Below are 24,659 nucleotides of genomic sequence, written 5' to 3' on the forward strand. Positions count from 1 at the left end.
CGAACCGTGGCCGGATCCTCACGCCGCGCCGTCCATGGTGGCAGCCCGGACGTTTTCCGTCCGCTCCCGCCGCGTGCCGGCCTGGGTCGGCCTCCTGGCGCTCCTCGAGGACTTCGTCCTCACCTGGGACCCGCCGCACCGCGTCGCCCGCGCCCCGGCCGGCGCACCGAAGCGTCCTGGCGACCCGGTCTATTCCCGCGCCGGATGGCGATGCACCGCCCCCGGCTGCACCTCGCGCAAGAACCTCGACGACCACCACGTCGTCTACCGCTCCCAGCTTGGCGGCGACGGGCTCGACAATCGCATCTGCGTGTGCCACTTCCATCACTACCAGGGAGAGCACGGCGAGCTGGCGTCCTGCCGCGGCAAGGCGCCGCTCGGCATCCTGTGGAGGCTCGGGAAGAAGGACCTCGGGGTCTGGTATCGCAACGAGCGGCGGGTGGTCGCGCCAACAAGCGGATCAGCGGCCGGATCGCGCGCCCGTGAAATGCGATCCGAATGAACGCCGGGAGGAGTGCCGGCTAGAGAAGGCTCTCGAGGGCCACGTACGGCAGGCCCTGCGAGCGGGCCACCGCCTCGTGCGTCACCTTCCCGTCGAGGAGGTTGACGCCGGCGCGCAGGCTGGGGTCGACCGCCACCGCGTCCTGGAAGCCGCGGTTGGCGATTCGCAGGACATAGGCGAGTGTCGCGTTGGTGAGGGCGAAGGTCGAGGTGCGCGGCACGGCACCCGGCATGTTGGCGACGCAGTAATGGATGACCCCGTCCACCTCGTAGGTCGGCGAGGAGTGCGTGGTCGGCCGGGTGGTCTCGATGCACCCTCCCTGGTCCACGGCGACGTCCACGATCACCGCCCCTTTCTTCATCGTGCCGACCATGTCGCGTGTGACCAGGCGCGGGGCGGCGTCCCCGGGGACGAGGACCGCGCCGATCAGCAGATCCGCGCGCCGCACCGATTCGGCGATGTAGGCGCCGGTGGAGTAGATCGTCACCACCTGGCCGTGAAAGATCTGGTCCAGGTCGCGGAGGCGCGGCAGGGACCGATCGACGATAGTCACCCGCGCCCCGAGGCCGAGCGCCATCATCGCCGCGTTGATGCCGACCGTGCCGCCCCCGAGAATGACGACGTCCCCGGGCGGAACGCCCGGCACGCCCCCCAGCAGGATGCCCCGGCCACCGAGCGTCTTCTGAAGATAGAACGCGCCGACCTGGATCGACATGCGGCCCGCGACCTCGCTCATCGGCGTCAGCAGCGGCAGGTGGCCGTTGCCGTCGGTGATCGTCTCGTAGGCGATGGCGGTGACGCCGGAGTCCACCAGGGCGCGCGTCAGGCGCGCCTGCGGCGCGAGGTGGAGGTAGGTGAACAGGATCTGTCCCCGGCGCAAGGCCGGAATTTCCTCCTCCAGAGGCTCCTTCACCTTGAGGACGAGGTCGGCGCGACGGTAGACGGCGGCCGCGTCCGTGACGATCACCGCCCCGGCCGCCTGGTAGGCCGCGTTGTCGATGCCGCTTCCCAGGCCCGCGCCGTCCTGGACCAGGACCTGGTGGCCGGCCTGCACCAGCGCGTGGACGCCGGCGGGAACCAGGCTGACGCGGTACTCGTGGTCCTTGATCTCCGTCGGAACGCCGACCTGCATCCTGAAGCCTCGCTGCGTCCCGTCCCGCCAGAAGGGACGGCCCTCAATTGTTGTCGATCTGGGCCTTCTGAAGCTTGCCGGAGTAGTCCACATACACCGTCTTCCACTCGGAGAAAATCTCGATCGCGGTGTGCGCCGCCCCCTCGCGGTGGCCGTTGCCGCTCCGGCGCATGCCGCCGAACGGCAGGTGCGTCTCGGCGCCGATGGTGGAGGAATTGACGTAGGCGATCCCGGTCTCGAGGTCGCGCACCGCCGTGAACGCCTTGTTCACGTCCTGCGTGTAGATCGAGGAGGACAGCCCGTACAGCGTGTCGTTGGCGATCTCCAGAGCGTCGTCGAGCCCGTCGGCCGCCAGCACACACACGACCGGCCCGAAAATCTCCTCCTTCGCGATGCGCATGCCGCGGGTGACGCCGGTGAAAATGGTCGGCGGGAAGAAATACCCCCGGCCGTACTCGTTCTTGGTCAGGCGCACCCCGCCCAGGACCGGGTCGGCCCCCTCGTCCCGGCCCACCTGGACGTAGTCCATCACCTTCTTCAGCTGCGACTCATTGATCACCGGCCCGACGTCGACCGACTCGTCCAGGCCGTCCCCGATCTTGAGGGCCGCGGCCCGCTCCACCAGCCGGTCGACGAATTCCTTCAGGATCTTCTTGTGGACGATGACCCGGCTGGTCGCGGTGCAGCGCTGGCCGGCCGTCGCGAAGGAGCCCCAGACGGCCCCCTCGACGGCCAGGTCCAGCCGCGCGTCCTCGAGGACGATCATGGCGTTCTTGCCGCCCATCTCGAGGGCCACGCGCTTGAACGTGTCGGCGCACGCCAGGTTCACCTGCCGTCCCGTCTCGGACGACCCGGTGAAGGAGATGAGCGCCACTCCGGGATGACGCGACAGCGGCGCGCCGACCCCCTCTCCCCCTCCGGTCACGAAGTTGACCACACCTCTCGGGATCCCCAGCTCCTGGCAGACCTTGACCAGATGGTACGCGGAGAGCGGGGCCTCGCTGGCCGGCTTGATCACGACCGTATTGCCGCAGACCAGGGCGGGGATGAGCTTCCAGGATGGAATCGCGATGGGGAAATTCCAGGGCGTGATCAGCCCGCACACGCCCACCGGCGCGCGCACCGCATGACAGGACTTGTTCGGCAGCTCGGACGGCGTGGTGTAGCCGTGCAGCCGCCGTCCCTCGCCCGCAATGTGATAGCAGACGTCGATCGCTTCCTGGACGTCCCCGCGCGCCTCGCGCAGGGGCTTTCCCATTTCGCGCGTCATCTCCCGGGCGTACTCTTCCTTGCGCCGCAGCAGGATCTCGCCCATCCGGAACAGGTACTCGGCGCGTTTGGGGGCCGGCACCTGGCGCCAGCGGCGGGAGGACTTGCGGGCCGATTCGACGGCCGCGTCCACGTCCGCCTGGGCCGAGCTCTGGAAGGTGCCGATCACCTCGCTCTTGTCGGCGGGGTTCCGGTCCTCGAACGTTTCGCGGGTCGCCGCTTCGACCCACTCGCCGTCGATGAAGTTTCTGTAGGCTTTCGGCTCGGCCATGTCGAGGGTAAGGCCTGTGGTTCCTGTTCGTTGGGACGTGACGGGAGGGTGATGCTAGCAAACGCCCCCGGCCCTGTCAAGGAACGGGAGAGGAATCGGTCGGACGATCAGGCGGTGTGTTCGCGTGCGGAAGCGGTGCGGATGCGCCGGGCGACTTCCAGGCAGGCCGCCGCGCGCCGGCGATCCTGCATCCTCTCGAAGACTTCGGAAAGCCCGGTCCAGGCCTCGACACAGTCGATGTCGCATTCGAGGGCACGCTCGAAGCTCTGCAGCGCGCCGAACAGGTCTCCCTCCCGCGCGTGCATGCTTCCCTGGCCCGCCCAGAGAATCGCCCCGCCGCCGGCGCCCACCAGCGCGTCGAACGGATCGGAATCGGAGGCGGGCCGTGCCGGCCTCACACTCTTCAGCATCGAAAGCTCCTCTCCGTACCCCGTCTGTCGAGGGGCGCGGTCACGAAATCCAGAGGACGTTCCCTCCCGATGGGATCGCCTTCTCGAGCGCCCCGGCAGCCGGTATTGCCGAGCTCTCTGCCATCTGCGTACGACGGGGGGAAGGAATCACAAAGCGTGGGGAAATTGGGGTCCAAACACCGGCTGCCGGAGCGCATGAGTGATACGGGCATTTATTTTCCTTATAGATATTGTCCGAGCATCCCGAATCGCACCAATTCAGATAGCAAACTTCATGCCGATACATCAGGAAACCGGGAGCTGGGCTCCGTCGGAATGCGTAAGTGCCGCTCTGGTTGCACTTGGGCGAGGAATCGATTCGCCATGATCAAAGTGATCAGGGGCTTCTCTTCCATTTCCACAACGGCGTTTTGACGCGGCTCCGCGTCGCTTCGACGATCTCTCTTGTTTGCATCGATTTGAATTGCGTCAGGAGAGTGGACATGCCGCCAGGTCCCTGACGTTGGCTGTGTCAAAAGTGGTCAGTTGCTGTCCGCCGGAGGACAGAACCGGAGGATCGGGCCTGCCATTCAGGGTTTACGTGTGGCGATCCGCCCCTGGAGCCGCAGGAGGCGCGAGACGCCGATCTCCAGCTTCGGGTCTTCGATGAGTCCCCGGCGGCACATGTCGAGGATCCGCCCGGCTTCGATGGCTATCGTCCCGGAATCCGCCTCATTCACCGATCCGTCCCCTGCCTCGGCCATTTGCCGCCGCGGATCGACGCGGAAGGCTCTCAGATGTATTTTTTCGGTCGATTGGCCATGCGACGGGAAGAATCCCCCTCCCAGCCGGATCGTCCTTCCTGCGATCGGTCTCAGGCCTGTCTCCTCCAGAAGCTCGGCGCGGGCACGGGCGGAGACTCCGGCCTCCCCCCGATCTCCGGGCTCCAGGCTCCCCGCGACCGCTTCGATCATCGACAGGTAGGGCCGGCGGTCGCGCACCGGCAGCGGCAGACTCGATCGCGTGAACAGGCCGGGGCGGAAGCCGGTCTTGCAGATCACCATCATCCTGCGTGGACGACCCGCGAAGAAGAACGGCAGGATCGCCACGGCGTCGAGACCCCGGCGATGCAGGACCTCGGACCGATACGGCGGGGAGATCCGGCCGTCGCGATAGAGGTTGCGCACGAGGAAGCGATCGAGTGTCAGGAATCCCGGCCCCGAAGAGGACAGGCGCTTGACGACCTTCAGGCCCTTCACGGCACGGAGGCGGCGGAGCACGACGATCGCCGGCGGCCGTCCGGTTCCCCGCCGCCTCACCCCAGCCTCGCCGGGAGGAGACCCCGAAAGTCGCCCGGACGCCGTCCGGTCTTGCTGGCGACGACGAAGCGTCCGCCGACACGCACGCGCACCACGTCGGCCGTGTACTCGTTCGCGTCGCCGCGCAGCAGGGCGGAGCCGATGCCGTAGACGTCGACAGGGGCCCGCTCGCTCTCGAAGTACCGGATCTTCTCGCGCGTGAAGCCCCCGGTCGCCACGATGCGCACGCCCCGGAAGTAGCGCTCCGCCTCGCGACGCCACCGACCCGCGAGACCCAGGCCGGCGGGCGCGTCGTCGAGGGCCCGGCGCACGATGCGCGCGAGCACGGGCGTCACGCCGCGCTCCCGTCGCGGATCGGAGGAGGACGGCACTCTCCGGTCCTTCAGATCCTGCGCGGTGTCGATGCGCACCGCGTGCAGCACGTGGCGCGCCGCCTCGGCGCGGCGCCCGGCACGCAGCAGGCGCAGGCGCTCCGCGAACAGGCCACGCGCCGTGCGCACCGCCTCCCCCGCGCAATCGTTCGTCGTGTCGACCAGGGCGACGCGCAGGATCCGGGTCGGCATGTGCCGGCAGAGCGCCAGGGTCGCCTCGGCCGTGTCCCCCAGGAAGCACAGCACGAACGCGTGCGGCATGGTGCCGCCGCCGCGCTGTCCCCAGAGCATCCCCTGGGCGTCGGTCGAGACGTGCGCCGGCACCACGCGTCCCGTCGACCTGGCGTACGCCTGGAGGGCCACGCCGTAGGCATAGCCGTCCAGGGGCTGGCATTGCGGCAGATCGAAGCGGGCAGGAAAGAAGAGGATCGGCTTCCCCCGGGCCGCGACCAGCGCCTCATAGACATTCGTGGCGACCCGGCTGCAGCGCGCCAGAACGCCCAGCATGGGCGTCTCGAGATGGGCGAAATCGCGGTACCGGCCGCGCACCACGAGGACCGGCTGGCGGGGGCGCGCCAGGCTCCCTTCGGGAAGCGCGCGCGCGGCGGGGCGCGACCAAGTCGCGGACGGTCCGCGGCGCGGCGCCGGCAGGCCGTCCCGCAGAATCCCGAGCGCCGGACCGATGCCGGCGGCGAGGAAACGCGGGGCGCGGCGCGCGAAGTACTGCATCTCGACGACCGCATTCCCCGGCACGTGCCGCGCGATCCCATCCGCCGGGCCGCGGAGGGCCAGGGGCCTTCCCGCGAACCGCTCCCCCGCGCCGGCGCTCAGTCTCAGGATGCACGCCGCCTGCAGGAAATAGGAATCGCTGTAATACCCGGCGCGCAGGGCGCCCGGCTCGACGCCGGTGACCCGGACGGGACGCGCCGCGCGAGGACGGGCAGGTCGCACTCGATCCTCCCGCGGTCAGCCCAGGAGCTTCTTCAATTCCTTGATTTTTGCGGCGACGTCGCGGTACGTCGAGTCCATGCCGTACACCTCGGAAAAGGTATGCATGGCCTTCTTGTACTCGCCCTGTTCCCGGTGCACCTCGGCGATGTCGTAGCGCAGGCCGATCGCTTCGTGCTCCCCCAGGCTCGGCGTGTCCAGCCCCTTCTGGTACCACTTCAGCGCCAGCTGCGGCATGCCCTTCTCACGGAAGCAGAGGCCGAGAATACCGCAGCACTCGACCATCCTTCCCGGATCGCGCGCGGCGTACTGGAACTCTCCGATCGCCTCGTCCACCAGCCCCATTTCCTTGTAGGCGATCCCCAGGTTGTAATGCGTTTCGTAGTCCTGCGAATCGACCTGCTGCTCGACGCCTTTCTTGAAGGCGCGGAAGATCTCGTCGATGCTGTGCCCCGGCCCCTCGAGCGATTCCTGGTCCTGCGTGTCCACCGCCACTTGCGCCTCCGCCAGGCTGCGATCGAGCTCGCCGGCCAGATCGAAGAAATCGCCGTCGGCCATCTCCTGCTGCTTCTCGACGCGGAACACCGGTTTCGCCCTGGCGGCGCGCGGCACCTCCGCCGGAGGAGCCACCCGCGGCGCCTGAATGACCATGGTCTGGGCGCCGAAGGCGCGCTCCACGTCCAGGTCGAGTCCGCCCGGCTCCGGAGCCCGCGCGGCGGGCGGCGGGATCTCGATCACGGGGCGGTTGGCGCGCTCGAAGCGCTGCGCCACCTCCTGGCTTCCGGGGTGCTGCTTCTGGAGCTGGAACAGGACGGCGCGCGCCTCTTCCAGGAGTCCCTGGTCGATGTAGAAATCAACCTCCCCCAGCTTCTCGGCATCGGGATCGCGGCTGCCGATCGCCGCGACGGCGGCCGTCTGGTCCGAGCCGGCGGGAACCGGGGCGGGCGAGCCCACGTCCTCGACCTCGATCGTGAACTCGTCGCCGAGATCTCCCAGGGACATGCCCCCCGCCATGTCCTCCGGCGTCTCCTCCTCGACCTTCGCGGGCGCCGGCGCCGCGGCCGTGCGGGACGCGGGGGCGGGACGCGGTGCGGGAGGAGTGACGGCCGGTTTCGTCGGGGCGGGCTCGTCCGGCATCTCGATTTCGAGCTCGAGCCCGGAATCGTCGGGCTCCGCTTCGACGACCGCCTCGGGAGCTTCCGGCTGGGCGGTCGGTTCGATCTCCAGATCGCCGACCGTGTCCATCTCCTCGATCTCGAGCTCGGGGGCGGGCGCGGGGGCGGGCCGGACCGCCTTCGGAGCGGGCATGTCGGGCCGTGCCGGCTTCGCCGGTGGCGCGGCGGCGGCCCTCTCCGGCGCGCGCTTCGCCGCGGGCGCCTTGGCCGCAGGCGGCGGGCCCTTGTCCTCTCCCGCCGGCGCGGAGGGGGACGCGGGCTGAACCGTGAGCTGGCGCAGGCGCGGATTGTTCGGGTCGATGCGGATCGCCTCGTTGAGCTGATCCTGGGCCTCCTCCGCCCGGTTCTTGGTCTTCAGGATGTTCGCGAGGGTCAGGCATTCGGAGACCGCCTTCTCCTTGTCGCCTTCCTCGTAGTAGATCTCCTTCAGCTTGGTGTGCGACGGGATGTGCCTCTCGTACTTGGCGAGAATCTTGAGGAGCTGCTCCTTGGCCTTCTCGAGCAGTCCGTACTTGACGAACACCTCCGCTTCGGTGAAGTGCTCGCTGATGAAGTCCTCGTCCTCGGCCTCGATCCCCTCCTCGTCCGGCTCGGCCGCCATGTCCTGGATCCTGCTGTGGGGGCCGACCTCGTCCTCCACGTCTCCGAGCGCGTCGGCGCCGGAGGTCTCCTCCTCGGCCTCCGCCTCGTCCTCCTCCTCGACCTCGATGGGGGTGGACTCGTCGAGCACGAGGGCCCCTTCCTGGATGTCCTGCACCGCCGCGGGCGCCGGTCGAGCGGGCGCAGCCCCCCTGGCCGGCGCGGCTTTCGCCACGCCGCCCTTGAGGTGAGTCACGCGCTCGAGCAGCTCGGCGCACTTCGGATGCTGCGGATCGACGCCCTGCATCTGCGTGATGAAGCCGGCGGCCCCGCCGGCGTCGCCCGCGTGCAGCCGCACCTCCGCGAGCCCGAGGAGCGCCTCGAAGCGGGCCGGCTTGTCCCCCGCCCCCTCGGCGATGGCGGCCTTCTTCTCCAGGCCGCCCGGGTGGTTGGGAAACGCGCGCAGGTATTCGTCCAGCAGGCCCGTTCCGTCGGTCGCCTTCGAAGCGGCGAGATATCCCTCGGCCGCCCGGGACACCCAGTCGAGCGCCGAGTCCGCGTCGTCCTTCGAGATGTAGAAGCGCGCCACCGCCGCGGCGACCTCGGGCGGCGCGTCCTTCATTCCCCGCAGCTTCTGGAAGACCTTCTCCGCGTCCGCTGTCTTGCCGGCCGCCAGGTATGCCTCCCCCAGGAGCGCGAGCGATCTCGGATTGTCGCCGTTCGCCTTGGCGACCTGGACGACGGTGGCCAGGAGTTCACCGGGGCTCCTCTCCGCTTCCTTTGTGAGCGACAGGACGAGACTCATCATGTCGGCGTCGCCCGGGACCAGCTTGGTCCCCTTCTGCGCCACCTTGATCGCCTCGTCGAGCATCCCCTTCTTCGCCAGCTCCTGTGCGACCACGCGGAACTCCCGGCCCGCCTCCGGCACGCTTCCCGAGCGCACCAGCATGTCGGCGTAGGACATGCGGACCTTGATGTTGTCCGGCTCGATCTCCAGGATCCTGGGGAAGACTTCGAGCGCCTTCTTGACCTGCCCGCTCTTGACATGGCGGTCCGCCACCGCGAGGTACTGGGCCTTCGCTTCGATGGTCAGGCCCTGCTGCTGGTACAGCCCCGCCAGCTTCTGCAGGCAGTCGATGTTCGCCGGATCGAGCTTGCTGATCTTCTTGTACATCGCGATCGCCTTGAGGAAGAAGCCATCGGCGGCGTAGTACTCGGCGATGCGCAGGAAGTAGCGGATGGCGTCCTGGTTCTTTCCCGCGCGGACGCACAGGTCGCCCAGCTTGTTGATCACCCCCATGTCGCGGCTGTTGTCCTCGGCGAGCTTCCTGTACTCGGCGATGGCTTCGGGGATCTTGCCGGCCTTGACCGATTTCTCTGCGTTGGCGAGCGCCTTGGCGCGGTCGAAGGCCATCAGCTCACCCGCTCCGCGGCCGCGGGAAACGGCAGGCCGGCGGGAGCCCCGGCACGCACGCCGCGGAAGGTGGAGCGGTGCAGCGGCGTCGGGCCGAAGCGGCGCAGCGCGTCGTAATGGTCGGGCGTGCCGTAGCCCTTGTGCCGGTCGAAACCGTAGGCGGGGTACAGGGAGTGGAACGACTGCATCATCTCGTCGCGATAGAACTTCGCGACGATCGAGGCCGCCGCGATCGAGGCCGAGATCCGATCCCCGTGCACCAGGCCTCCCTGCGGAATTCCGATTCCCGGAATCGTCAGAGCGTCCACCAGCACGTAGTCCGGCCGCACGCTGAGAGCCCCCACCGCCCTCTGCATCGCGAGAAGCGTGGCCCGCAGGATGTCGGTCCGGTCGATCTCATCCGGATCCACCACGCCCAGGGCGAACGCGACCGCGCGTCCGGCGATCAGCCGCGCGAGGCGCCCGCGCTCCGGGGCCGGCAGGAGCTTCGAATCGCGGAGCCCGCGCACCCACCTCCGCCGGTCGAGGACCACCGCCCCCGCCACCACCGGACCGGCCAGGCACCCGCGCCCGACCTCGTCGACACCCGCCACGGACCGGAACCCGTCGGCGTACAGCCGACGCTCGTGGCGCCAACCGGCAGGGCGTCCCTGCATCTCCTAGCCCTGCGTCTCCTCTTCGATGCGCGCCGCCTTTCCCTTGCGGCCCTTCAGGTAGTACAGCTTGGCCCGGCGGACCCGGCCGCGCCGCACGACTTCGATCTTGCCGATGATCGGCGAGTGCAGCGGGAAGATGCGCTCCACACCGATGCCGTCGGAGATCTTGCGCACCGTGAACATGCTGCCCGGACCGCCGCCCTTCATGGCGATCACCATGCCCTGGAACACCTGAATCCGGTCCTTGTCGCCTTCCTTCACCTTGACGTGGACCTTGACCGCGTCGCCCACCCGGAAGACCGGGGGGTTCTCCTTCATTTCGTTCTGCTCGATCAGTCTGACGAAATCCATGACGGCTGCCTCCGTGCGCTCGTTGGCTCAGTGTTCCTGGGTCGCCCCGGCCTTGCGAGGGGTCCGGGCTTTCAGGAGATCGGGTCGCTTCCGGGCCGTGGCGACGAGCGCCCGGTTCTTGCGCCACGCAGCGATGTTCTCGTGGTGCCCCGAGAGCAGGACCTCGGGGACCTGGAGCCCGCGAAAATCCGCCGGCCGCGTGTAATGGGGATAATCGAATCCGTCCTGGCAGAACGAGTCGCGCGCCGCGGCCTCCTCGTCGCCCAGCGCCCCCGGCTGAAGGCGCGTCAGGCTGTCCACGAGGACCATGGCCGGAATCTCGCCGCCCGTGAGAACGTAATCGCCGATCGAGATCGACTCGTCCACCAGGTGCTCGCGCACGCGCTCGTCCACCCCTTCGTAGTGGCCGCAGATCAGGATCAGACGTCGGAACTCCGAGAGCCGCTGCGCCTGCGCCTGGTCGTAGCGCGTGCCCTGGGGACAGAGCAGGATGGTGCGCGAGGGGGACGCCGGGTGATTCTCCCTGATCGCCTCCACGGCCCTGAACAGCGGGCCCGGCATGAGCACCATGCCTCCCCCTCCTCCGTACGGCACGTCGTCGATCCTGCGATGCCGGTCCGTGGCGTACTCGCGCAGATCGTGCAGGCGGACCTCGATCAGGCCCCTGTCCGAGGCGCGCTTGACGATGCTCTGCGACAGCGGGCCGGCGAACATGCCCGGGAACGCCGTGATGATGTCAAAGTCCATACAGTTCCAGCAGGCCCTCGGGGGGATCGATGGTGATCCACCCGGATGCCGGGTCAATGGCCGTGCAAATCGAGCGCGCGGCCGGCATGAGAATCGGCTCGTGCGTCCCCGCCCCTTCCCCTGCGTCCGGCTCGATCGCCAGGAGCGGGGTTCCGCCCGTCGGCACGACGTCGCGCACCCTGCCAATCGTGCGCCCGGCGCGCGTTCGGACGGTCAGGCCGACCAGTTGAAAAATATAGTAGCTGCCCTCCGGGAGATCAACCAACCCGTTGCAGGGTATCAAGATATCCTGCCCGACGAACGCGGCGGCGGCCTCTGCCGAGTCGACTCCGAGGAACTTCAGCACGAGCCGGTCCCCGTAACTCGAATGTTTCTCGACGCGGAGTCTTTTCTGGTCCCCGCCGCCCCGTCCGACAAGGACCCAGTCCCGGCCCTCGAGCTGGTCGATGCCGCCCGGCACCAGGCGGGCCGTCAGGCTCCCCAGGGCGCCGCGCAGCCTGAGGCCGGTCGCCACCAGGACCCCGGTCTCGTTTCCCGGACGGAGAGGCGCCGGGTCTTCAGTCGACGATTTCAAAGTCGTAATACGCCCCGTGCCGGGCCCCCGCCGCCTCCAGCAAGGTCCGAATCGCTTCCGCGGTGCGCCCCTGGCGGCCGATGACCCGCCCCAGCTCCGACCGGTCGACGGTGAGCTCGAACACGGTCACGCCGTCCTCCTCGAACGTGGACACCGCGACCGCCTCGGGGTGGTCCACGAGGTCGCGCCCGATTGCCTCCACCCAGACCTTGATGTCGGGGCCGGCCGCCCGCTCTCCCGATCGATCGTCCATCAGGAGGCCGGCGCTTCGCGCGCCCTCTCGAGGAGCCGGCGCACCGTGTCGGAGGCATGGGCCCCCTTCTTCATCCAGGTGTCCGCCTTGGCGACGTCGATCTTCACCACCTCCGGCTTCCTCTTCGGGTCGTAGTAGCCGATCTGCTCGGTGATTCTCGAGCGCGGCGTGCGCGCCGACTCGGACACCACGACGCGGAAGAATGGCTTGTTCTTGGATCCCGCCCTGCACAATCGAATGACCAGCACTCCGTCACCTCCCTTTAGCGTCGAAAGCCTCGCGCGGCACCGAACATCCCGGAGCGCATGGCCGGGCCGCCGCGCGCCATGGTCTTCATCATCTTGCGCATCTGCTTGAACTGCTTCAAGAGCCGGTTGACGTCCGCGACCGACGTGCCCGATCCGCGGGCGATCCTCAGCCGCCTCCCGCCGTCGATGATTTCGGGCCGCTGCCTCTCGCCGGGGGTCATGGACGAGATGATCGCGCGCGTGCGCAGGATCTCCTTCTCATCGAGCGGCATGTCCTTGAGCATCCCGGCCCCGGGCAGCATCTCCACGATCTGCCGCAGCGAGCCGAGCTTCTTCACCTTGTCGAGCTGCTCGGCCAGGTCCTGAAGCGTCAGCTCGCTCGACTTCAGGCGCCGCGACAGGGCCCCGGCTTCCTCCCGCGTGGCCACCGCCTCCGCCTTCTCGATGAGCGTCAGCACGTCCCCCATCCCCAGGATGCGCGACGCCATGCGATCGGGGTGGAACGTTTCCAGGTTGTCCGTGTGCTCTCCGACGCCGAGGAACTTGATTGGCACGCCCAGGACCTTGCGGATCGACAGGGCGGCGCCGCCCCGCGAGTCGCCGTCCGCCTTCGAGAGGATGACGCCGGTCAGCCCCAGGCGGGCATGGAAGGCGCCCGCCGAGCGCACGGCGTCCTGGCCGGTCATGGCGTCGGCGACGTACAGGATCTCGGCCGGCGCGAGCTCGGCCTTGAGGGCCTCGAGCTCCGCCATCAGCTCCTCGTCGATGTGCAGCCGCCCGGCCGTGTCGACGATGAGCGGCTCGCGGCCCACCAGCCGCGATTCCTTGAGCGCCGCCCGGCAGACCTCGACCGCGTTCGCGCCGGGCGGGGCGTCGGCGACTGCCACGCCGATCTGCTGGCCCAGGACGCGGAGCTGCTCGACCGCGGCGGGACGACGCACGTCGGCGGGAACCAGGAGCGGTGTCTTGCCCTGGCCCTTGAGGAACCGCGAGAGCTTGGCGCTGGTCGTGGTCTTTCCCGAGCCCTGCAGACCGACCATCATGAAGACCGAGGGGGGCCGCGCCGACCGCGCGAGGGTCGCGTCGCTTCCCTCCCCCAGGATGGCGACCATCTCGTCGCGCACGATCTTGATCACCTGCTGGCCCGGCGTCAGGCTCTTCAGGATCTCCTCGCTGGTCGCGCGCCGACGCACGGCTTCGCCGAACTCCCGGACGACCTCGAGGTCGACGTCCGCCTCCAGGAGCGCCGTGCGGATCTCCCGCACGCCCTCCCGGATCTCGCTCTCGGTCAGGTGACCGTGGCCGCGGAGCTTGCGGAAGGTGGTCTGCAGTCGTTCAGCGAGGGCGTCAAACATGGACGTTGGCGCGGGACCCGGCCGCTCAGACGAGCGACAACAGGTGGCCCATCTTCTCCTTCTTGGTCTTCAAGTATCGGCGGGAGTTCTCGTTCGGCGCGACTTCCAGTGGGACACGCTCCACGATCTCCAGCCCGTAGCCCCGCAGCGCGCTGAACTTGCCGGGGTTGTTGGTCAGGACGCGGATCCTGTGGCATCCCAGGTCGCGCAGCATCTGGGCGCCGATGCCGTAGTCGCGGTGGTCGGCCTTGAACCCGAGCTTGTGGTTGGCCTCCACGGTGTCCCGGCCCCGGTCCTGCAGCTCGTAGGCGCGCAGCTTGTTGATCAGGCCGATGCCGCGCCCCTCCTGCCGCAGGTAGATGATCACGCCCTGGCCTGCCCGGGCGATGATCTCCATGGCCCTCCGGAGCTGCGCCCCGCAGTCGCAGCGCAGCGAGCCGAACACATCCCCCGTGATGCACTCCGAATGGACCCGGACCAGGACCTTGTCCTCCGGCTGGATGTCCCCCAGCACCAGCGCCAGGTGCGTCTTCTTTTCGATGCTGCTGCGGTACGCCACGAGGCGGAATTCGCCGTCCATGGTCGGCAGGACCGGTTGCGCCACGCGGTGCACCAGGCTCTCGTTGCGCATCCGGTAGGCGATCAGGTCGGCCACGGTGATCATCAGGATGCCGTGACGCTTCGAGAACTCCACCAGGTCGGGAAGGCGGGACATCGTGCCGTCGTCGTTCATGATCTCGCAGATGACGCCCGCCGGGTACAGCCCGGCGAGGCGCGCCAGGTCGACCGCGGATTCCGTCTGTCCCGCGCGTTTGAGCACCCCGCCCCGGTGCGCCCTCAGGGGGAACATGTGCCCGGGGCGCGTCAAGTCGCCCGGCCGCGTGCGCGGATCGATCGCCACCTTCACGGTGTGCGACCGGTCGGCCGCCGAGATCCCGGTCGAGACGTTCCGCTTCGCCTCGATGGAGACGCAGAAGGCCGTGTTGTAGGGGGAGGTGTTGTCCTTCACCATCAGAGGAATGTCCAGCTCCTCGAGCCGTTCTTCGGTCATCGGCATGCAGATCAGGCCGCGCCCGTAGCGGGCCATGAAGTTGATCCCCTCCGGCGTGACCTTCTCGGCCGCAATCGTCAGGTCCCCTTCGTTTTCGCGGTCCTCGTCGTCGACGACGATCAGGAAGCGCCCCGCCGCGAACTCGCGGATGGCGTCCTCGATCGCCGCGAAATGCGGGCCGGTCTTGCCGTTACCGCCCCTGCCGTTCCCGCCCCTGCTCATGGCGCCTGGTCCTCTCGCATGAATCCGTGCCGGACGAGGTGCTCCCGGGTCACGGCGGGATGCGGCCGGCCCGCGGGCTGCCGTCCCTTCAGATACTCGACCACATATCGTCCCATCATGTCCACTTCCAGATTGACCGGCGTGCCGGCGGCATACTCGCCGAGGCGCGTGACGGCCAGCGTCTCCGGGATCAGGGCGACCTCGAAGGAGAGCCGTCCGCGGGACGCGACCGTCAGGCTCACCCCGTCCACGGCGATCGAGCCCTTCAGGACGATGCACTCCGCGAGGGCCGCCGGAAACCCGATGCCGACCCTCGATCCGCCGCCTTCCGGACGGACCGACTCCACGATCCCCACGCCGTCCACGTGCCCCTGCACCAGGTGCCCGCCGAGTCGATCGCCGAGGCGGAGCGCGCGCTCCAGATTCACCCGGTCGCCGGCGGTCTTCAGGCCGAGCGTGGTGCGCGCCAGCGTCTCGGGGGAGACGATCGCCTCGAACCACCGGCCGGTCCGCCGGACGATGGTCAGGCAGACGCCGTCTACGGCGACGCTCTCGTCTCGATGCAGATCGGGGGAGAACGACGCCTCGACGCGCAGGCGCGCCTCGTCCCCGTGCCGCTCGATCCCCTGGACCCTTCCGGTCGATTCCACCAGCCCCGTGAACATGTCTCCTCAGCCCCGCCCGCGCGGGAACACCAGCCGGCCGTCGATCCTCAGATCGCGGCCGAGAGTTCGCACCCTGACCTCGCGCAGCCGCGGCGCATCACGCAGGCGCGCCGAGCCCCGCCCTCCGAAGGCCGGCAGCGCCCCGCGCCCGCCCAGGACCCGTCCCGCCACGAACAGCACGAGCCGGTCGCCGATCCGGTCGTCCAGGACCGAGCCGAGGACCTCCGATCCCCCCTCGACGAGCACGCTGCTGATGCCGCGGCGCCCCAGCTCCCGGAGCGCCTTCTCCAGACTGACGTGGCCGTCGCGGCCGCCCACCTCGACGACGAGCGCCCCGGCCGCTTCGAGCTTGCGGCGCCGCGCCCGCGGCGCGCCCCGCAGCGTGACGACGATCACCGGCCCCGCGCCGTCGGCCAGGATCCGCGCTCCCGGCGGCGTCCGCAAACGGGTGTCGAGGACCACGCGCACCGGCTGGCCGCCCCCGTCACCGACGCGCGGCCCCGAGCCGTTGCCGGGCCGCCGCGCCCCCCGCGCCGACAGGCGGGGATCGTCGCGAAGCACCGTGTTCACGCCGACCAGGACCGCTTCGTGCTCCGCCCGCAGCTCCCGCGCCGCGGCCCGCGCCGCCGGCGACGTGATCCACTTCGACTCGCCGGTCCGGGTGGCGATCCGTCCGTCGAGGCTCATCCCGGCCTTGAGTGTCACGAACGGCCGGCCGGCGACGACGCGCCTCAGGAAGCTCTCGTTCAGCCTCCGCGCCTCGCGCGCCAGCGGGCCCACCAGGACCCTCGTGCCGGCCGCGCGCAGCGCCCTGAACCCCTTCCCCCGGACCCGCGGGTCGGGATCCTCGAGGCTCGCCACCACCCGCCCGACGCCCGCGGCCAGGATCGAGTCCACGCACGGCGGCGTGCGCCCGAAGTGGCAGCACGGCTCCAGGTTCACGTACAGCGTCGCGCCGCGCGCCCGCGACCCGGCCTGCGCCAGGGCCACCGCCTCGGCGTGCGGCGCGCCGGCCCGGGTGTGATACCCCTCGCCGACCACGCGACCGCCGCGGACCAGGATCGCCCCGACCATCGGGTTGGGGGCCGTCTGGCCCTCGCCCCTGGCCGCGAGGCCCAGGGCCATCCGGAGATACCGCCTGTCGTCCCGTGCGGTCCGCGGGCGCCCCAACGTCCTTTTCATCAACACACCTCCGCCGGGGACGTCCCTCCCTATGCGGCGGAGGGCAGCAGCCCTTCCAGGAACTCGTCCGGATCGAAGTCGACCAGGTCGTCCGGCCCTTCCCCTACGCCCACGTAGCGCAGCGGAATGCCGAGCTCCTGCACGATGCGCACGGCCACGCCCCCCTTGGCGGTGCCGTCGACCTTGGTCAGGACGAGACCGTTGACCCGCGCCGCGTCCATGAACTGCCGCGCCTGGTTCACGCCGTTCTGGCCGGTGGTCGCGTCCAGGACCAGGAGCACCTCGTGCGGCGCCCCCTCGACGCGCCGTCCCACGACCCGCACGATCTTCTCCAGCTCGCGCATCAGCGGGTCCTGGGTGTGGAGCCTCCCCGCGGTGTCGACGATCAGCGCGTCGGCGCCGCGCGCCACGGCGGCGGCCGCCGCATCGAAGATCACGGCCGACGGATCCGCCCCCGGCCGGTGCCCCACGAATCCGGCGCCGACCCGTTCGGCCCACACGCGAAGCTGCTCTCCGGCGCCGGCGCGAAACGTGTCGGCCGCGCACAGCACGACGCTCTTTCCCTCGGCGCGCAGCCGTCGCGCCAGCTTCGCGGCGGTCGTCGTCTTGCCGCCGCCGTTCACTCCGACCACCAGGATCACGCGAGGCGGCCGCGCCGGCTCGGGGAGCGGTGGCCCGGCCGCCAGGATCTCGCGCAGCACGCGGCGCGCCGCGTCCCGCACGCCCTCCCACGAGGGCGGGACCCTGGCCGACGAGGCGGCGGTCACCGCGGCCACGATCCGGCTCGCGGCCCTCGGCCCGAGGTCGGCCTGGATCAGCGCCGCTTCCAGGTCACCCGTCCAGTCGCGCGCCGGCGCCTCTCCCCGGATCAGCGCGCCGATTTTTCCCAGGATCCCTTCCCGCGTGCGGCGCAGCCCCTGTCGCAGGCGCTCGAGGTGTCCGGCGGCTTGCGGCGACTCCGACGCGGTCATGAGCCTGCCTGCTTCACCTTCAGGCCGAGCAGCTGGCGGGCCTCCGCGGCTTCGGGAGAGTCGGGGTCGAGGGCGACGACCTTCTGCAGCTCCTTCTCCGCCAGCCCTTTCTGCCCGGAGCGGGCGTACGCGGTGCCGAGCCCCAGGATGCCGCGCAGGTAGGCCGGGCTCAGCTGGACCGCCTTCTGGAAACTGGCGATCGCCTCCGGGTACATCTTGCGGGCGAGATAGAGGTGGCCGATGTTGAAGTGGATCTTCTCCTGCGAGCGGTACGACTTGTCGTTGAGCGCGATGTGGAACTCGTCGAGCGCCTTGTCGTACTCCTGCAGCTCCCGGTAGACCAGGCCCAGGTGATTGTGGGCGTCGGTGAAGTATGGGTTCAGCTTGATCGCCTTCTTGAACGATTTCGCGGCCGGCTGGTATTCGCTCAGCTGGTAGCGGATGAAGCCGAGATAGTAGTGGGCGTCCGCGTACCCGGGATCGAGCTTGATCGCCGTTTTGACCGACTCCAGCGCCTCCTGCGTCTTCCCCTGCTCGACCTGGATGCGGGAGAGACGGAGCTGGCGCTGCGCTTCGTCCTGCCTCGCCGTCCGCGGCCGCGCGAACGAAGGGATCGCCGCGCAGAGCAGGAGGAGGGCCGCGAGGATCGCGGCCGATCGGCCCGGAACACCACGGATTGAATTCAAGAGGCTCCCCGCCCGCAAGCGCCGGTGCGCGCCGATTTGCACCGGACAAGAGCGTGTAATCCTATCAAATTCAATGACTTTTGTAAACCGCGGATGCCCTGGATGCCTTAGGAGTGTGCCCGAGTATTCGGCCCCACGGCCTCCGGAACGCGACCCGGCCCGATACTCGGACACACTCCTAGGGGCGCCGCCGGGCGAAGAGAGATCCCAGGCGGGCCATCATGCCGCGCCGCGGCGGCGCCACCGCCTCCTCGACTTCGACGTCCTGGCCGTCGAGGATGGCCTGGGGGATGTCCTGCACCAGGCGGCGCGCGCGGGTCTCGCCGAGGACGGCGGCGGCCGCCCGGAAGCCCTCCGACAGGACGGGAGGGCGGTAACGCACGTCGTGGCTGTCGGTGGCGAGGACATGAACCAGGTTGCGCCCCAGCATGGCGAGCGCGAAGACGCGCGCCTTGTCGCCGAACTTTCCGGTGAGAGAGCACGCGGTCACCTGCGTGAGCGCTCCGAGACGGACGGAGGCGGCAACCCGGTCGATGTCCTCGAGATAATAGGCCACGCGTTCGGGATGCGCCATCAGGGGGGTGATGCGCAGGAGACGCAGCTGGAAGATGGTGTCGTCGACGTGCATCGGACTCTGCTGGTACGGCAGCTCCAGAAGCAGGTATCGGCCGCGATCCCCCACGGTCATCAGGGCGCCGGCCCTGGCGCGGGCGGCCAGATCGGCGGTGAAGTACACCTCGGCGCCGGGCAGGAGCTCCACGCCTTGTGCCTCGTCCCCCCGGGCGGCCTCGCGCACCATGGCCACTCTCTGCAGAATCGTGTCGCGCTCGTTGTCGTAGACCCCCGGCTTCATGTGCGGCGTGGCGACGACCACGCGGACCCCGTCCCGCCGCGCGATCCGGAGGAATTCCAGCGTCTCCTCGACCTTCTTCGCCCCGTCGTCGATCCCGGGGAGCAGGTGATTGTGCAGATCGATCACGCTTCCTCCTTGAGCGGCCGCGCCAGGAGTCCGGTCACGGCGTCACGCGCGTCCCGGCCCTCGAAGAGGACGGCGTGCACCTGCTCGGCAATCGGCATGTCGACGCCAGCGCGCCGCGCGAGCGCCACCGCCGCGCGCGTCGTCGCGACCCCCTCGGCCACCATGCGCATGCCGGCCAGGACGTCCTCCAGCCGGCGCCCCCGCCCGACCTCGAGCCCCACGGAACGATTGCGGCTCAGCGTGCCGGTGCAGGTCAGGATCAGGTCCCCCGCGCCGGCGAGACCGGCGAACGTCTCGGGCCGCCCTCCCAGGCGCGTCCCCAGGCGGGACATTTCGGCCATGCCGCGGGTGATCAGGGCGGCGCGCGTGTTCGACCCGAATCCCTGGCCTTCGGAGATGCCGGTGGCGATGGCGACCACGTTTTTCAGGGCGCCGGCCAGCTCGACACCCACGCGGTCGGCGTTCCTGTAGACCCTCAGGTTGGCCTGGGACAGGACGGCCTGCACCCGCTCCGCCGCCCGCGGGTCCGTCCCGGCGAGGACGACGGCGGTCGGGTCGCCGCGCGCGACCTCCGCGGCGAAGCTCGGCCCGGAAAGGACCGCGGCCCGCCGGCCCGCCGCCTCGCCGGCCGCCTGGCCCAGCACGTCCGAAAGCAGGAGCAGGCTCTGCTGCTCGATCCCCTTCGAGGCGATCACCAGGTCGGCCGCCGCCTCCAGGTGGGGCGCGGCGTCCAGGTAGACCGGCCGGCTCCACTGCGCCGGCACCACGAAGATCACGAGCCCCGCCCCGGCCAGCGCCTCGTCGAGACGGCCGGTCACCCTGAGCCCCTCGGGGAAATGGTGCCCTGGCAGGTACTCTCCGTTCTGGCGCTCCCTCTGCAGCCGATCCGCGGCGGCCCCGTCCCGGGCCCACAGGCGCGTAGAAGTACCGGTCCGCGCCAGGTGGAGCGCCAAGGCCGTTCCCCACGAGCCCGCTCCCAGGACGGCGGCGGCCTTCACGCTCCTCCCCCCATGCCCAGCCGGCTCTCGGTCCCCCGGACGAGCCGCGCCAGATTGTCCCGATGCCGCACGATGACCAGGGCCGCGACGGCGCCGGCCGCGGCGGTCACCGGGCGCGGCGCGCCTGTGAAGTGGGCCGAGACAGGGAGAGCGACGGCCGCGAGGACCGAGGCGAGCGAGACCATGCGGCCGACCGAGACGGCGACCACGAAGACCAGGAGCGCCCACAGGATCGCCGCGGGGGCGAGGGCTGCGAACGCCCCCGCTCCGGTCGCCACGCCCTTGCCTCCGCGGAATCCGAGCCAGGGGGTGAACGCGTGGCCGGCCACCGACAGGAGCGCGGCCAGCGCCTGGATCGCCGGAGTCGCTGCGTCCCCCAGCAGGCTGCGGGCCACGATCACGGCCGCCGCTCCTTTGACCGCGTCCAGGATGAGACCGAGAGCTCCGGCCCCGTACCCGAGCGCCCGGGCCAGGTTCGTCGCGCCGATGTTGCCGCTGCCGACCGATCGAAGGTCGACGCCGCGCAGCCTGGCGATCAGGTGCGAGAAGGGGACGCTCCCCAGGGCGAAGGCCAGGACCAGGACGAGGAGGATCATGCCGCTCGGGCCTCCAAGGGGAACCGCTGCAGCGGCGTGTAGACCGACCCGCCCGGCGACAGCAGGCTCTGGAACAGCACGTATTCCCGCACCTCGAACTCGCCCCGCGCCAGCTCCCCTGTCTTCTGGAGGGTCGCGCGCCAGTCGCCGCGCGATCGGCCGCGCACGCGTCCCAGCGTCAGGTGCGCCTTGAACTCGCGTCCCTCCGGCGGAAAACCGAGCGACGCCATCGCCCGGTCGATCGCCGCCGCGAGGCGCCGCACCGATTCCAGGTCGCCTTCGATCTCGGTCCAGATCAGTCGCGGCGTGCCGCGATCCGGGAACGGGACGGCCCCTCCGGCCATCAGCCGGAAGGGGGCGAGGTCGCGCCCCGCCCCCCCGAGCGCCGCCGCGATCACCGCCAGGCGAGCGTCCTCGGTCTCCCCCAGGAATTTCAGGGTCAGGTGAATCCCCTCCGGACGCACCCAGCGCACCTCCAGAGGCGCCGACCGCATCGCGTCCTGCACCGCGCCGAGCCGCTGACGGAGGGAGAGCGGAAGCTCCACCGCGACGAACAGCCTCACGGCCCCGCCTCCAGAAGGGCGCGACGCAGCATGTCGAGCGCCGAACGGCAGGAGCGCTCGCGGATGACGTCGCGGGATCCTGGAAAATTCAGCTCGCGGACCGTCTCGACGCCGGGGCCGACCAGGCCCAGGATCGTGGTGCCCACCGGGCGATCGGGCCCGCCTCCATCCGGACCCGCGTATCCCGTGGCCGACAGCGCCCAGGTCGATCCGAACAGTCGCCGCGCCCCGCGCGCCATCTCCAGCGCGGTCTCCCGGCTGACCGCTCCGCGCTCCCGCAGGGTCTCCGGATCCACGCCGAGGACCGCCCCCTTGGCCTCGTCGACGTAGGCGACGACTCCGCCGCGAAAATAGCGGGAAGCCCCGGGGATCCGGGTCACCCGCTCGGCGATGCCGCCGCCGGTGAGCGACTCGGCCGTTGCGAGGGTGGCGTCTCGGCTTGCGAGGAGGCGTCCGGTGACGTCCTCGATCGTGTCGTCGTCCCGCGCGGCGAGGTGCGCCCCGAGGACCGCGGCGATGGCGCGATCGATCCGTTCGATTCCCTTCGGCCGCCCTCCTGCGGGCACACGCTCGCGCAGGTGGATCTCGACCTGCGCCGGCGACGCCAGGATGGTCCAGGCGACCGGGGCGGCGGCCCGCGCCACCTCGTCCAGGCGGCGATCGACCTCCGACTCGGCCAGCCCGGCGATCTTGATGATACGGTGGGCGAAGCGCTCGCCCGATCCCTGCAGGCGCGGCAGGACCGACTCCTCCGTGATCTGCCGCATCTCTTCGGGCACTCCCGGCAGGAGAACGATGCGCGCCGCCCCGCGGGCGATCCACAACCCCGGCGCGGTCCCCAGCCGGTTCGGCAGGACTTCGGCCCCCTGCGGCACCATCGCTTGGCGACGGTTCTGAGGCGGCATCGGCAGGCCGTGGCGGCGGAAGCGCTCCTCGATCCGCCGGAGGATGGCCTCGTCCTGGACGAGTGGCAGGCCGAGGAGCTGCGCGACCGCCTCGCGCGTCAGATCGTCGATGGTCGGCCCCAATCCTCCCGTCGCGACGATGAGATCGGATCGGTCGAGGGCGACGCGGAAGGCGCCTTCCAGGTCGTCCACCGTGTCGCCCACCACGGTGCGGAAGCGCACCGCGATGCCGCGCTCGCCCAGGACGCGCGCCAGGTAGGAGCCGTTGGTGTCGGTGCGCCAGGGCTCGAGGAGCTCCGAGCCGACCGCGATCAGCTCGGCGCCCGGCGCGCTCATGCGGAAGGCTCGAGGCATCGGATGGCTTCGAGCATCTGCCGCGAAAAGACCCCGAGGGCGTCCCGGCCACCCCCGTCGCGCCCCTTCTCGAAACGGAGCGGCCTGCCGAAACGCACGTGGATGCGCGCCGGCTTCGGGAAGAAGTCGCCCACCGGCAGCGAGTCGCGCGCGCCGTCGATCCAGGCCGGCACCACCGGTGCGCCCGAGAGGGCCGCGATCATGGCCGCCCCGAGGCGCGGCTCGCTCAGCGTCCCATCGGAGCTCCGCGATCCCTCGGGGAACACTCCCAGGACGCGCCCCGATGCCAGAAGGCGCAGCGCCCTCTTGATTCCCTTGGAGTCCCGGCCCTCGCCGCTCACCGCAATCGTCCCCATGCCCCAGTAGAACCAGCGTATCAGGATCAGATCGTACATCCATTGCAGGACGAGGAAATGAATCGGCCGGGGCGAGGCGGTGCCGAGGAGGATCGCGTCGACGTAGGAGGCGTGGTTCGACACCACGATCGCCGGCCCGCGGCGCGGCAGGTGCTCGAGGCCGTCGCGCGTCATGCCGAGGTAGAAGTGCGCGAACGGGAAGAAGATGGCCTTCACGAACCAGTAGAACATCGGACTCCCGCCGGCCCGCCGCCCGCCTTAGCGCCGCTCCCAGGCGGGGGGCACCACGAGGCCGCCGCTGACGATCGTCTTGATCCCGTCTTCAATCGACATATCCAGGGGGATCACGTCCTTGTCGGGTACCGCGGCCAGCCACCCGGAGGTCGGATTCGGCGTCGTCGGCAGGAACACCAGCGAGTGTCCCTCGATCGCTCCGTCCTTCTTCGAGGCGACGAGCGTCGTGTCCTGCTTGGCGAGAAAGCCGATCGTGTACACGCCCGTCCTCGGATACTCGATCATGACGACCCTCTGGAAATTGCTGTTCTTGCTGCCGAGGGCGTCGAGGAGCTGCCGGGCCGCTCCGTAGATCGCCTTGATCAGCGGGATGCGCAGCATCAGCCGATCGAACTCCCTCACGATGCGCTGCCCGAGGAAATTGGCGGCGCTGAGGCCGACCAGGACGATCAGGAGCAGCGTGGCCACGACACCGATCAGGGGGGCGATGTAGCCGGAGAACGCCGGATCGTCGACGAGGGGGGCGTGCATCAGGCTCAGGATCCTGAGGATGAACGGGGTCGAGACACCGTGCACGAGGTTGAACAGGATGCGCAGCATCCAGATGGTGACGAGCAGGGGCAGGACGATCACCAGCCCGGTCAGAAAATGCTGGCGGAGGCGGCCGAGACGCCCTTGGGGGGCGCGTCGCTTCCTAGCCAGGGTGCCCTCCCCCGGATGAGACGTGGCCTCCGATGACCCCCAGGCGCCGCGAGAACTGCATGAAGTAGTCGGCGGCCGAAAGGGTCGCCAGGGCCACCACCACCCAGATCGCCACGTCGCCGGCCAGGTCCCACTTCCCGAGGTACTTGTTCCCGAAGATGAGCAGGACGATCGCCACGACCTGGGACCCGGTCTTGTATTTTCCCCAGATGGTGGCGCCGATGGTGACCCCCTGGCTGGACGCGATCATGCGCAAACCGTCGACGGCGAACTCGCGCCCGATGATGATCCAGACCATCCAGGCGGGCGTCACGCCGATCTGCACCAGCGAAATGAAGGCCGCGGAGGTGAGCAGCTTGTCGGCGATCGGGTCGAGCAGGATGCCGAGGGTGGTCACCTCGTTGCGCCGTCGCGCCAGCCACCCGTCGAGATAGTCGGTGAACGACGCCAGGAGGAAGACGATGACGCCGATCATCTGCCAGTCGAGGCCGATCGGCTCGAAGGCGGTGACGCGCGTCATCAGCACGACGACCAGCACGGGCGTCAGGAAGATCCGGATGATCGTGATCCAGGTCGGAAGGTTGATCATCGCGTCGGTAGCCGGGGAGTCCGAGTGTAGAATGCCGCGAGGCCGCGCCCCGC

27 protein-coding genes are annotated in these 24,659 nt (G+C 69.9%); 1 reads left to right on the forward strand and 26 read right to left on the reverse strand.

From position 1 onward, the window contains the following. On the forward strand, positions 1 to 502 hold a 502-nt coding region (locus VGV60_14360), incomplete at its 5' end, for an HNH endonuclease signature motif containing protein (GenBank protein HEV8702453.1). Positions 503 to 521: 19 nt separating this feature from the next. Here the strand turns inward: VGV60_14360 and ald are convergent. The 26 genes from ald to pgsA all read right to left on the reverse strand — a co-directional run bounded on the left by ald (position 522) and on the right by pgsA (position 24,606). After that, positions 522 to 1,634 carry an alanine dehydrogenase gene (gene ald / locus VGV60_14365; protein HEV8702454.1) on the reverse strand — a complete coding sequence of 371 codons (1,113 nt, stop codon included), beginning with the start codon at positions 1,632 to 1,634 and terminating at the stop codon, positions 522 to 524. A gap of 43 nt (positions 1,635 to 1,677) precedes the next feature. Next, a complete protein-coding gene (locus VGV60_14370; protein HEV8702455.1) occupies positions 1,678 to 3,174 on the reverse strand; it encodes an aldehyde dehydrogenase family protein in 1,497 nt (498 codons plus the stop codon). A gap of 107 nt (positions 3,175 to 3,281) precedes the next feature. Next, positions 3,282 to 3,584 carry a hypothetical protein gene (locus VGV60_14375; protein HEV8702456.1) on the reverse strand — a complete coding sequence of 101 codons (303 nt, stop codon included), beginning with the start codon at positions 3,582 to 3,584 and terminating at the stop codon, positions 3,282 to 3,284. A 569-nt stretch (positions 3,585 to 4,153) separates the two neighbouring features. Continuing rightward, positions 4,154 to 4,882 (reverse strand): hypothetical protein, encoded by a 729-nt coding sequence (locus VGV60_14380; GenBank protein ID HEV8702457.1) that lies wholly within the window; start codon positions 4,880 to 4,882, stop codon positions 4,154 to 4,156. Continuing rightward, on the reverse strand, positions 4,879 to 6,204 hold the full coding sequence (locus VGV60_14385) for a nicotinate phosphoribosyltransferase (protein HEV8702458.1): 1,326 nt from the start codon (positions 6,202 to 6,204) through the stop codon (positions 4,879 to 4,881). Before VGV60_14385 ends, VGV60_14380 begins: the two co-directional genes overlap by 4 nt. Before the next feature lie 15 nt (positions 6,205 to 6,219). After that, entirely contained in the window at positions 6,220 to 9,369 is a 3,150-nt protein-coding gene (locus VGV60_14390; GenBank protein ID HEV8702459.1) for a tetratricopeptide repeat protein, read from the reverse strand. Beyond that, positions 9,369 to 10,025 (reverse strand): ribonuclease HII, encoded by a 657-nt coding sequence (locus tag VGV60_14395; GenBank protein HEV8702460.1) that lies wholly within the window; start codon positions 10,023 to 10,025, stop codon positions 9,369 to 9,371. The genes VGV60_14390 and VGV60_14395 overlap by 1 nt, the downstream gene beginning before the upstream one ends. A 3-nt stretch (positions 10,026 to 10,028) precedes the next feature. Continuing rightward, the gene (gene rplS / locus VGV60_14400) at positions 10,029 to 10,376 is read right to left on the reverse strand and encodes a 50S ribosomal protein L19 (protein ID HEV8702461.1); all 348 of its coding nucleotides are present in this window, start codon (positions 10,374 to 10,376) and stop codon (positions 10,029 to 10,031) included. Positions 10,377 to 10,403: 27 nt separating this feature from the next. Continuing rightward, positions 10,404 to 11,123 (reverse strand): tRNA (guanosine(37)-N1)-methyltransferase TrmD, encoded by a 720-nt coding sequence (gene trmD, locus VGV60_14405; protein ID HEV8702462.1) that lies wholly within the window; start codon positions 11,121 to 11,123, stop codon positions 10,404 to 10,406. After that, positions 11,113 to 11,697: a ribosome maturation factor RimM gene (gene rimM, locus VGV60_14410; GenBank protein HEV8702463.1), complete on the reverse strand. Its 585-nt coding sequence runs from the start codon at positions 11,695 to 11,697 to the stop codon at positions 11,113 to 11,115. The genes trmD and rimM overlap by 11 nt, the downstream gene beginning before the upstream one ends. After that, complete coding sequence (locus VGV60_14415) at positions 11,681 to 11,911, reverse strand: KH domain-containing protein (protein ID HEV8702464.1); 231 nt, start codon at positions 11,909 to 11,911, stop codon at positions 11,681 to 11,683. Before VGV60_14415 ends, rimM begins: the two co-directional genes overlap by 17 nt. 38 nt (positions 11,912 to 11,949) lie before the next feature. After that, the gene (gene rpsP, locus VGV60_14420) at positions 11,950 to 12,198 is read right to left on the reverse strand and encodes a 30S ribosomal protein S16 (GenBank protein HEV8702465.1); all 249 of its coding nucleotides are present in this window, start codon (positions 12,196 to 12,198) and stop codon (positions 11,950 to 11,952) included. 14 nt (positions 12,199 to 12,212) lie between these two features. After that, positions 12,213 to 13,553, reverse strand: a complete 1,341-nt coding sequence (gene ffh / locus VGV60_14425) for a signal recognition particle protein (protein HEV8702466.1) — start codon at positions 13,551 to 13,553, stop codon at positions 12,213 to 12,215. Between the two features lie 25 nt (positions 13,554 to 13,578). Continuing rightward, a complete protein-coding gene (locus VGV60_14430) occupies positions 13,579 to 14,826 on the reverse strand; it encodes a bifunctional 3,4-dihydroxy-2-butanone-4-phosphate synthase/GTP cyclohydrolase II (protein ID HEV8702467.1) in 1,248 nt (415 codons plus the stop codon). Next, positions 14,823 to 15,491 carry a riboflavin synthase gene (locus VGV60_14435; GenBank protein ID HEV8702468.1) on the reverse strand — a complete coding sequence of 223 codons (669 nt, stop codon included), beginning with the start codon at positions 15,489 to 15,491 and terminating at the stop codon, positions 14,823 to 14,825. The genes VGV60_14430 and VGV60_14435 overlap by 4 nt, the downstream gene beginning before the upstream one ends. 6 nt (positions 15,492 to 15,497) lie before the next feature. Next, on the reverse strand, positions 15,498 to 16,673 hold the full coding sequence (ribD, locus tag VGV60_14440; protein HEV8702469.1) for a bifunctional diaminohydroxyphosphoribosylaminopyrimidine deaminase/5-amino-6-(5-phosphoribosylamino)uracil reductase RibD: 1,176 nt from the start codon (positions 16,671 to 16,673) through the stop codon (positions 15,498 to 15,500). A 29-nt stretch (positions 16,674 to 16,702) separates the two neighbouring features. Beyond that, complete coding sequence (ftsY, locus tag VGV60_14445; protein HEV8702470.1) at positions 16,703 to 17,644, reverse strand: signal recognition particle-docking protein FtsY; 942 nt, start codon at positions 17,642 to 17,644, stop codon at positions 16,703 to 16,705. Then, positions 17,641 to 18,330, reverse strand: coding sequence for a tetratricopeptide repeat protein (locus tag VGV60_14450; GenBank protein HEV8702471.1), 690 nt, complete (start codon positions 18,328 to 18,330; stop codon positions 17,641 to 17,643). Before VGV60_14450 ends, ftsY begins: the two co-directional genes overlap by 4 nt. A gap of 178 nt (positions 18,331 to 18,508) precedes the next feature. After that, positions 18,509 to 19,309 (reverse strand): CpsB/CapC family capsule biosynthesis tyrosine phosphatase, encoded by an 801-nt coding sequence (locus VGV60_14455; protein ID HEV8702472.1) that lies wholly within the window; start codon positions 19,307 to 19,309, stop codon positions 18,509 to 18,511. Then, positions 19,306 to 20,307 carry an NAD(P)H-dependent glycerol-3-phosphate dehydrogenase gene (locus VGV60_14460; GenBank protein HEV8702473.1) on the reverse strand — a complete coding sequence of 334 codons (1,002 nt, stop codon included), beginning with the start codon at positions 20,305 to 20,307 and terminating at the stop codon, positions 19,306 to 19,308. The genes VGV60_14455 and VGV60_14460 overlap by 4 nt, the downstream gene beginning before the upstream one ends. Then, positions 20,304 to 20,903, reverse strand: a complete 600-nt coding sequence (gene plsY / locus VGV60_14465) for a glycerol-3-phosphate 1-O-acyltransferase PlsY (GenBank protein ID HEV8702474.1) — start codon at positions 20,901 to 20,903, stop codon at positions 20,304 to 20,306. Before plsY ends, VGV60_14460 begins: the two co-directional genes overlap by 4 nt. Continuing rightward, complete coding sequence (gene thpR / locus VGV60_14470; GenBank protein HEV8702475.1) at positions 20,900 to 21,466, reverse strand: RNA 2',3'-cyclic phosphodiesterase; 567 nt, start codon at positions 21,464 to 21,466, stop codon at positions 20,900 to 20,902. The genes plsY and thpR overlap by 4 nt, the downstream gene beginning before the upstream one ends. Then, positions 21,463 to 22,707, reverse strand: coding sequence for a competence/damage-inducible protein A (locus tag VGV60_14475; GenBank protein ID HEV8702476.1), 1,245 nt, complete (start codon positions 22,705 to 22,707; stop codon positions 21,463 to 21,465). The genes thpR and VGV60_14475 overlap by 4 nt, the downstream gene beginning before the upstream one ends. Then, positions 22,704 to 23,312 carry a lysophospholipid acyltransferase family protein gene (locus VGV60_14480; GenBank protein HEV8702477.1) on the reverse strand — a complete coding sequence of 203 codons (609 nt, stop codon included), beginning with the start codon at positions 23,310 to 23,312 and terminating at the stop codon, positions 22,704 to 22,706. Before VGV60_14480 ends, VGV60_14475 begins: the two co-directional genes overlap by 4 nt. Positions 23,313 to 23,339: 27 nt before the next feature. After that, positions 23,340 to 23,948, reverse strand: a complete 609-nt coding sequence (locus VGV60_14485) for a DUF502 domain-containing protein (protein ID HEV8702478.1) — start codon at positions 23,946 to 23,948, stop codon at positions 23,340 to 23,342. A 61-nt stretch (positions 23,949 to 24,009) separates the two neighbouring features. After that, entirely contained in the window at positions 24,010 to 24,606 is a 597-nt protein-coding gene (gene pgsA, locus VGV60_14490) for a CDP-diacylglycerol--glycerol-3-phosphate 3-phosphatidyltransferase (GenBank protein HEV8702479.1), read from the reverse strand. Between the last annotated feature and the right edge of the window lie 53 nt (positions 24,607 to 24,659).

Source organism: Candidatus Polarisedimenticolia bacterium (assembly GCA_036001465.1).
In the GTDB taxonomy this organism is placed as follows: Bacteria; Acidobacteriota; Polarisedimenticolia; order Gp22-AA2; family Gp22-AA2; genus Gp22-AA3.

Excerpts from the sequence above, each read along its gene's own strand:
- ald (HEV8702454.1), bottom strand. The coding sequence starts at position 1,634 with ATGCAGGTCGGCGTTCCGACGGAGATCAAGGACCACGAGTACCGCGTC.
- VGV60_14370 (HEV8702455.1), bottom strand. The coding sequence starts at position 3,174 with ATGGCCGAGCCGAAAGCCTACAGAAACTTCATCGACGGCGAGTGGGTC.
- VGV60_14375 (HEV8702456.1), bottom strand. The coding sequence starts at position 3,584 with ATGCTGAAGAGTGTGAGGCCGGCACGGCCCGCCTCCGATTCCGATCCG.
- VGV60_14390 (HEV8702459.1), bottom strand. The coding sequence starts at position 9,369 with ATGGCCTTCGACCGCGCCAAGGCGCTCGCCAACGCAGAGAAATCGGTC.
- VGV60_14395 (HEV8702460.1), bottom strand. The coding sequence starts at position 10,025 with ATGCAGGGACGCCCTGCCGGTTGGCGCCACGAGCGTCGGCTGTACGCC.
- rplS (HEV8702461.1), bottom strand. The coding sequence starts at position 10,376 with ATGGATTTCGTCAGACTGATCGAGCAGAACGAAATGAAGGAGAACCCC.
- trmD (HEV8702462.1), bottom strand. The coding sequence starts at position 11,123 with ATGGACTTTGACATCATCACGGCGTTCCCGGGCATGTTCGCCGGCCCG.
- ffh (HEV8702466.1), bottom strand. The coding sequence starts at position 13,553 with ATGTTTGACGCCCTCGCTGAACGACTGCAGACCACCTTCCGCAAGCTC.
- VGV60_14430 (HEV8702467.1), bottom strand. The coding sequence starts at position 14,826 with ATGAGCAGGGGCGGGAACGGCAGGGGCGGTAACGGCAAGACCGGCCCG.
- VGV60_14435 (HEV8702468.1), bottom strand. The coding sequence starts at position 15,491 with ATGTTCACGGGGCTGGTGGAATCGACCGGAAGGGTCCAGGGGATCGAG.
- ribD (HEV8702469.1), bottom strand. The coding sequence starts at position 16,673 with ATGAAAAGGACGTTGGGGCGCCCGCGGACCGCACGGGACGACAGGCGG.
- ftsY (HEV8702470.1), bottom strand. The coding sequence starts at position 17,644 with ATGACCGCGTCGGAGTCGCCGCAAGCCGCCGGACACCTCGAGCGCCTG.
- plsY (HEV8702474.1), bottom strand. The coding sequence starts at position 20,903 with ATGATCCTCCTCGTCCTGGTCCTGGCCTTCGCCCTGGGGAGCGTCCCC.
- VGV60_14475 (HEV8702476.1), bottom strand. The coding sequence starts at position 22,707 with ATGAGCGCGCCGGGCGCCGAGCTGATCGCGGTCGGCTCGGAGCTCCTC.
- VGV60_14480 (HEV8702477.1), bottom strand. The coding sequence starts at position 23,312 with ATGTTCTACTGGTTCGTGAAGGCCATCTTCTTCCCGTTCGCGCACTTC.
- pgsA (HEV8702479.1), bottom strand. The coding sequence starts at position 24,606 with ATGATCAACCTTCCGACCTGGATCACGATCATCCGGATCTTCCTGACG.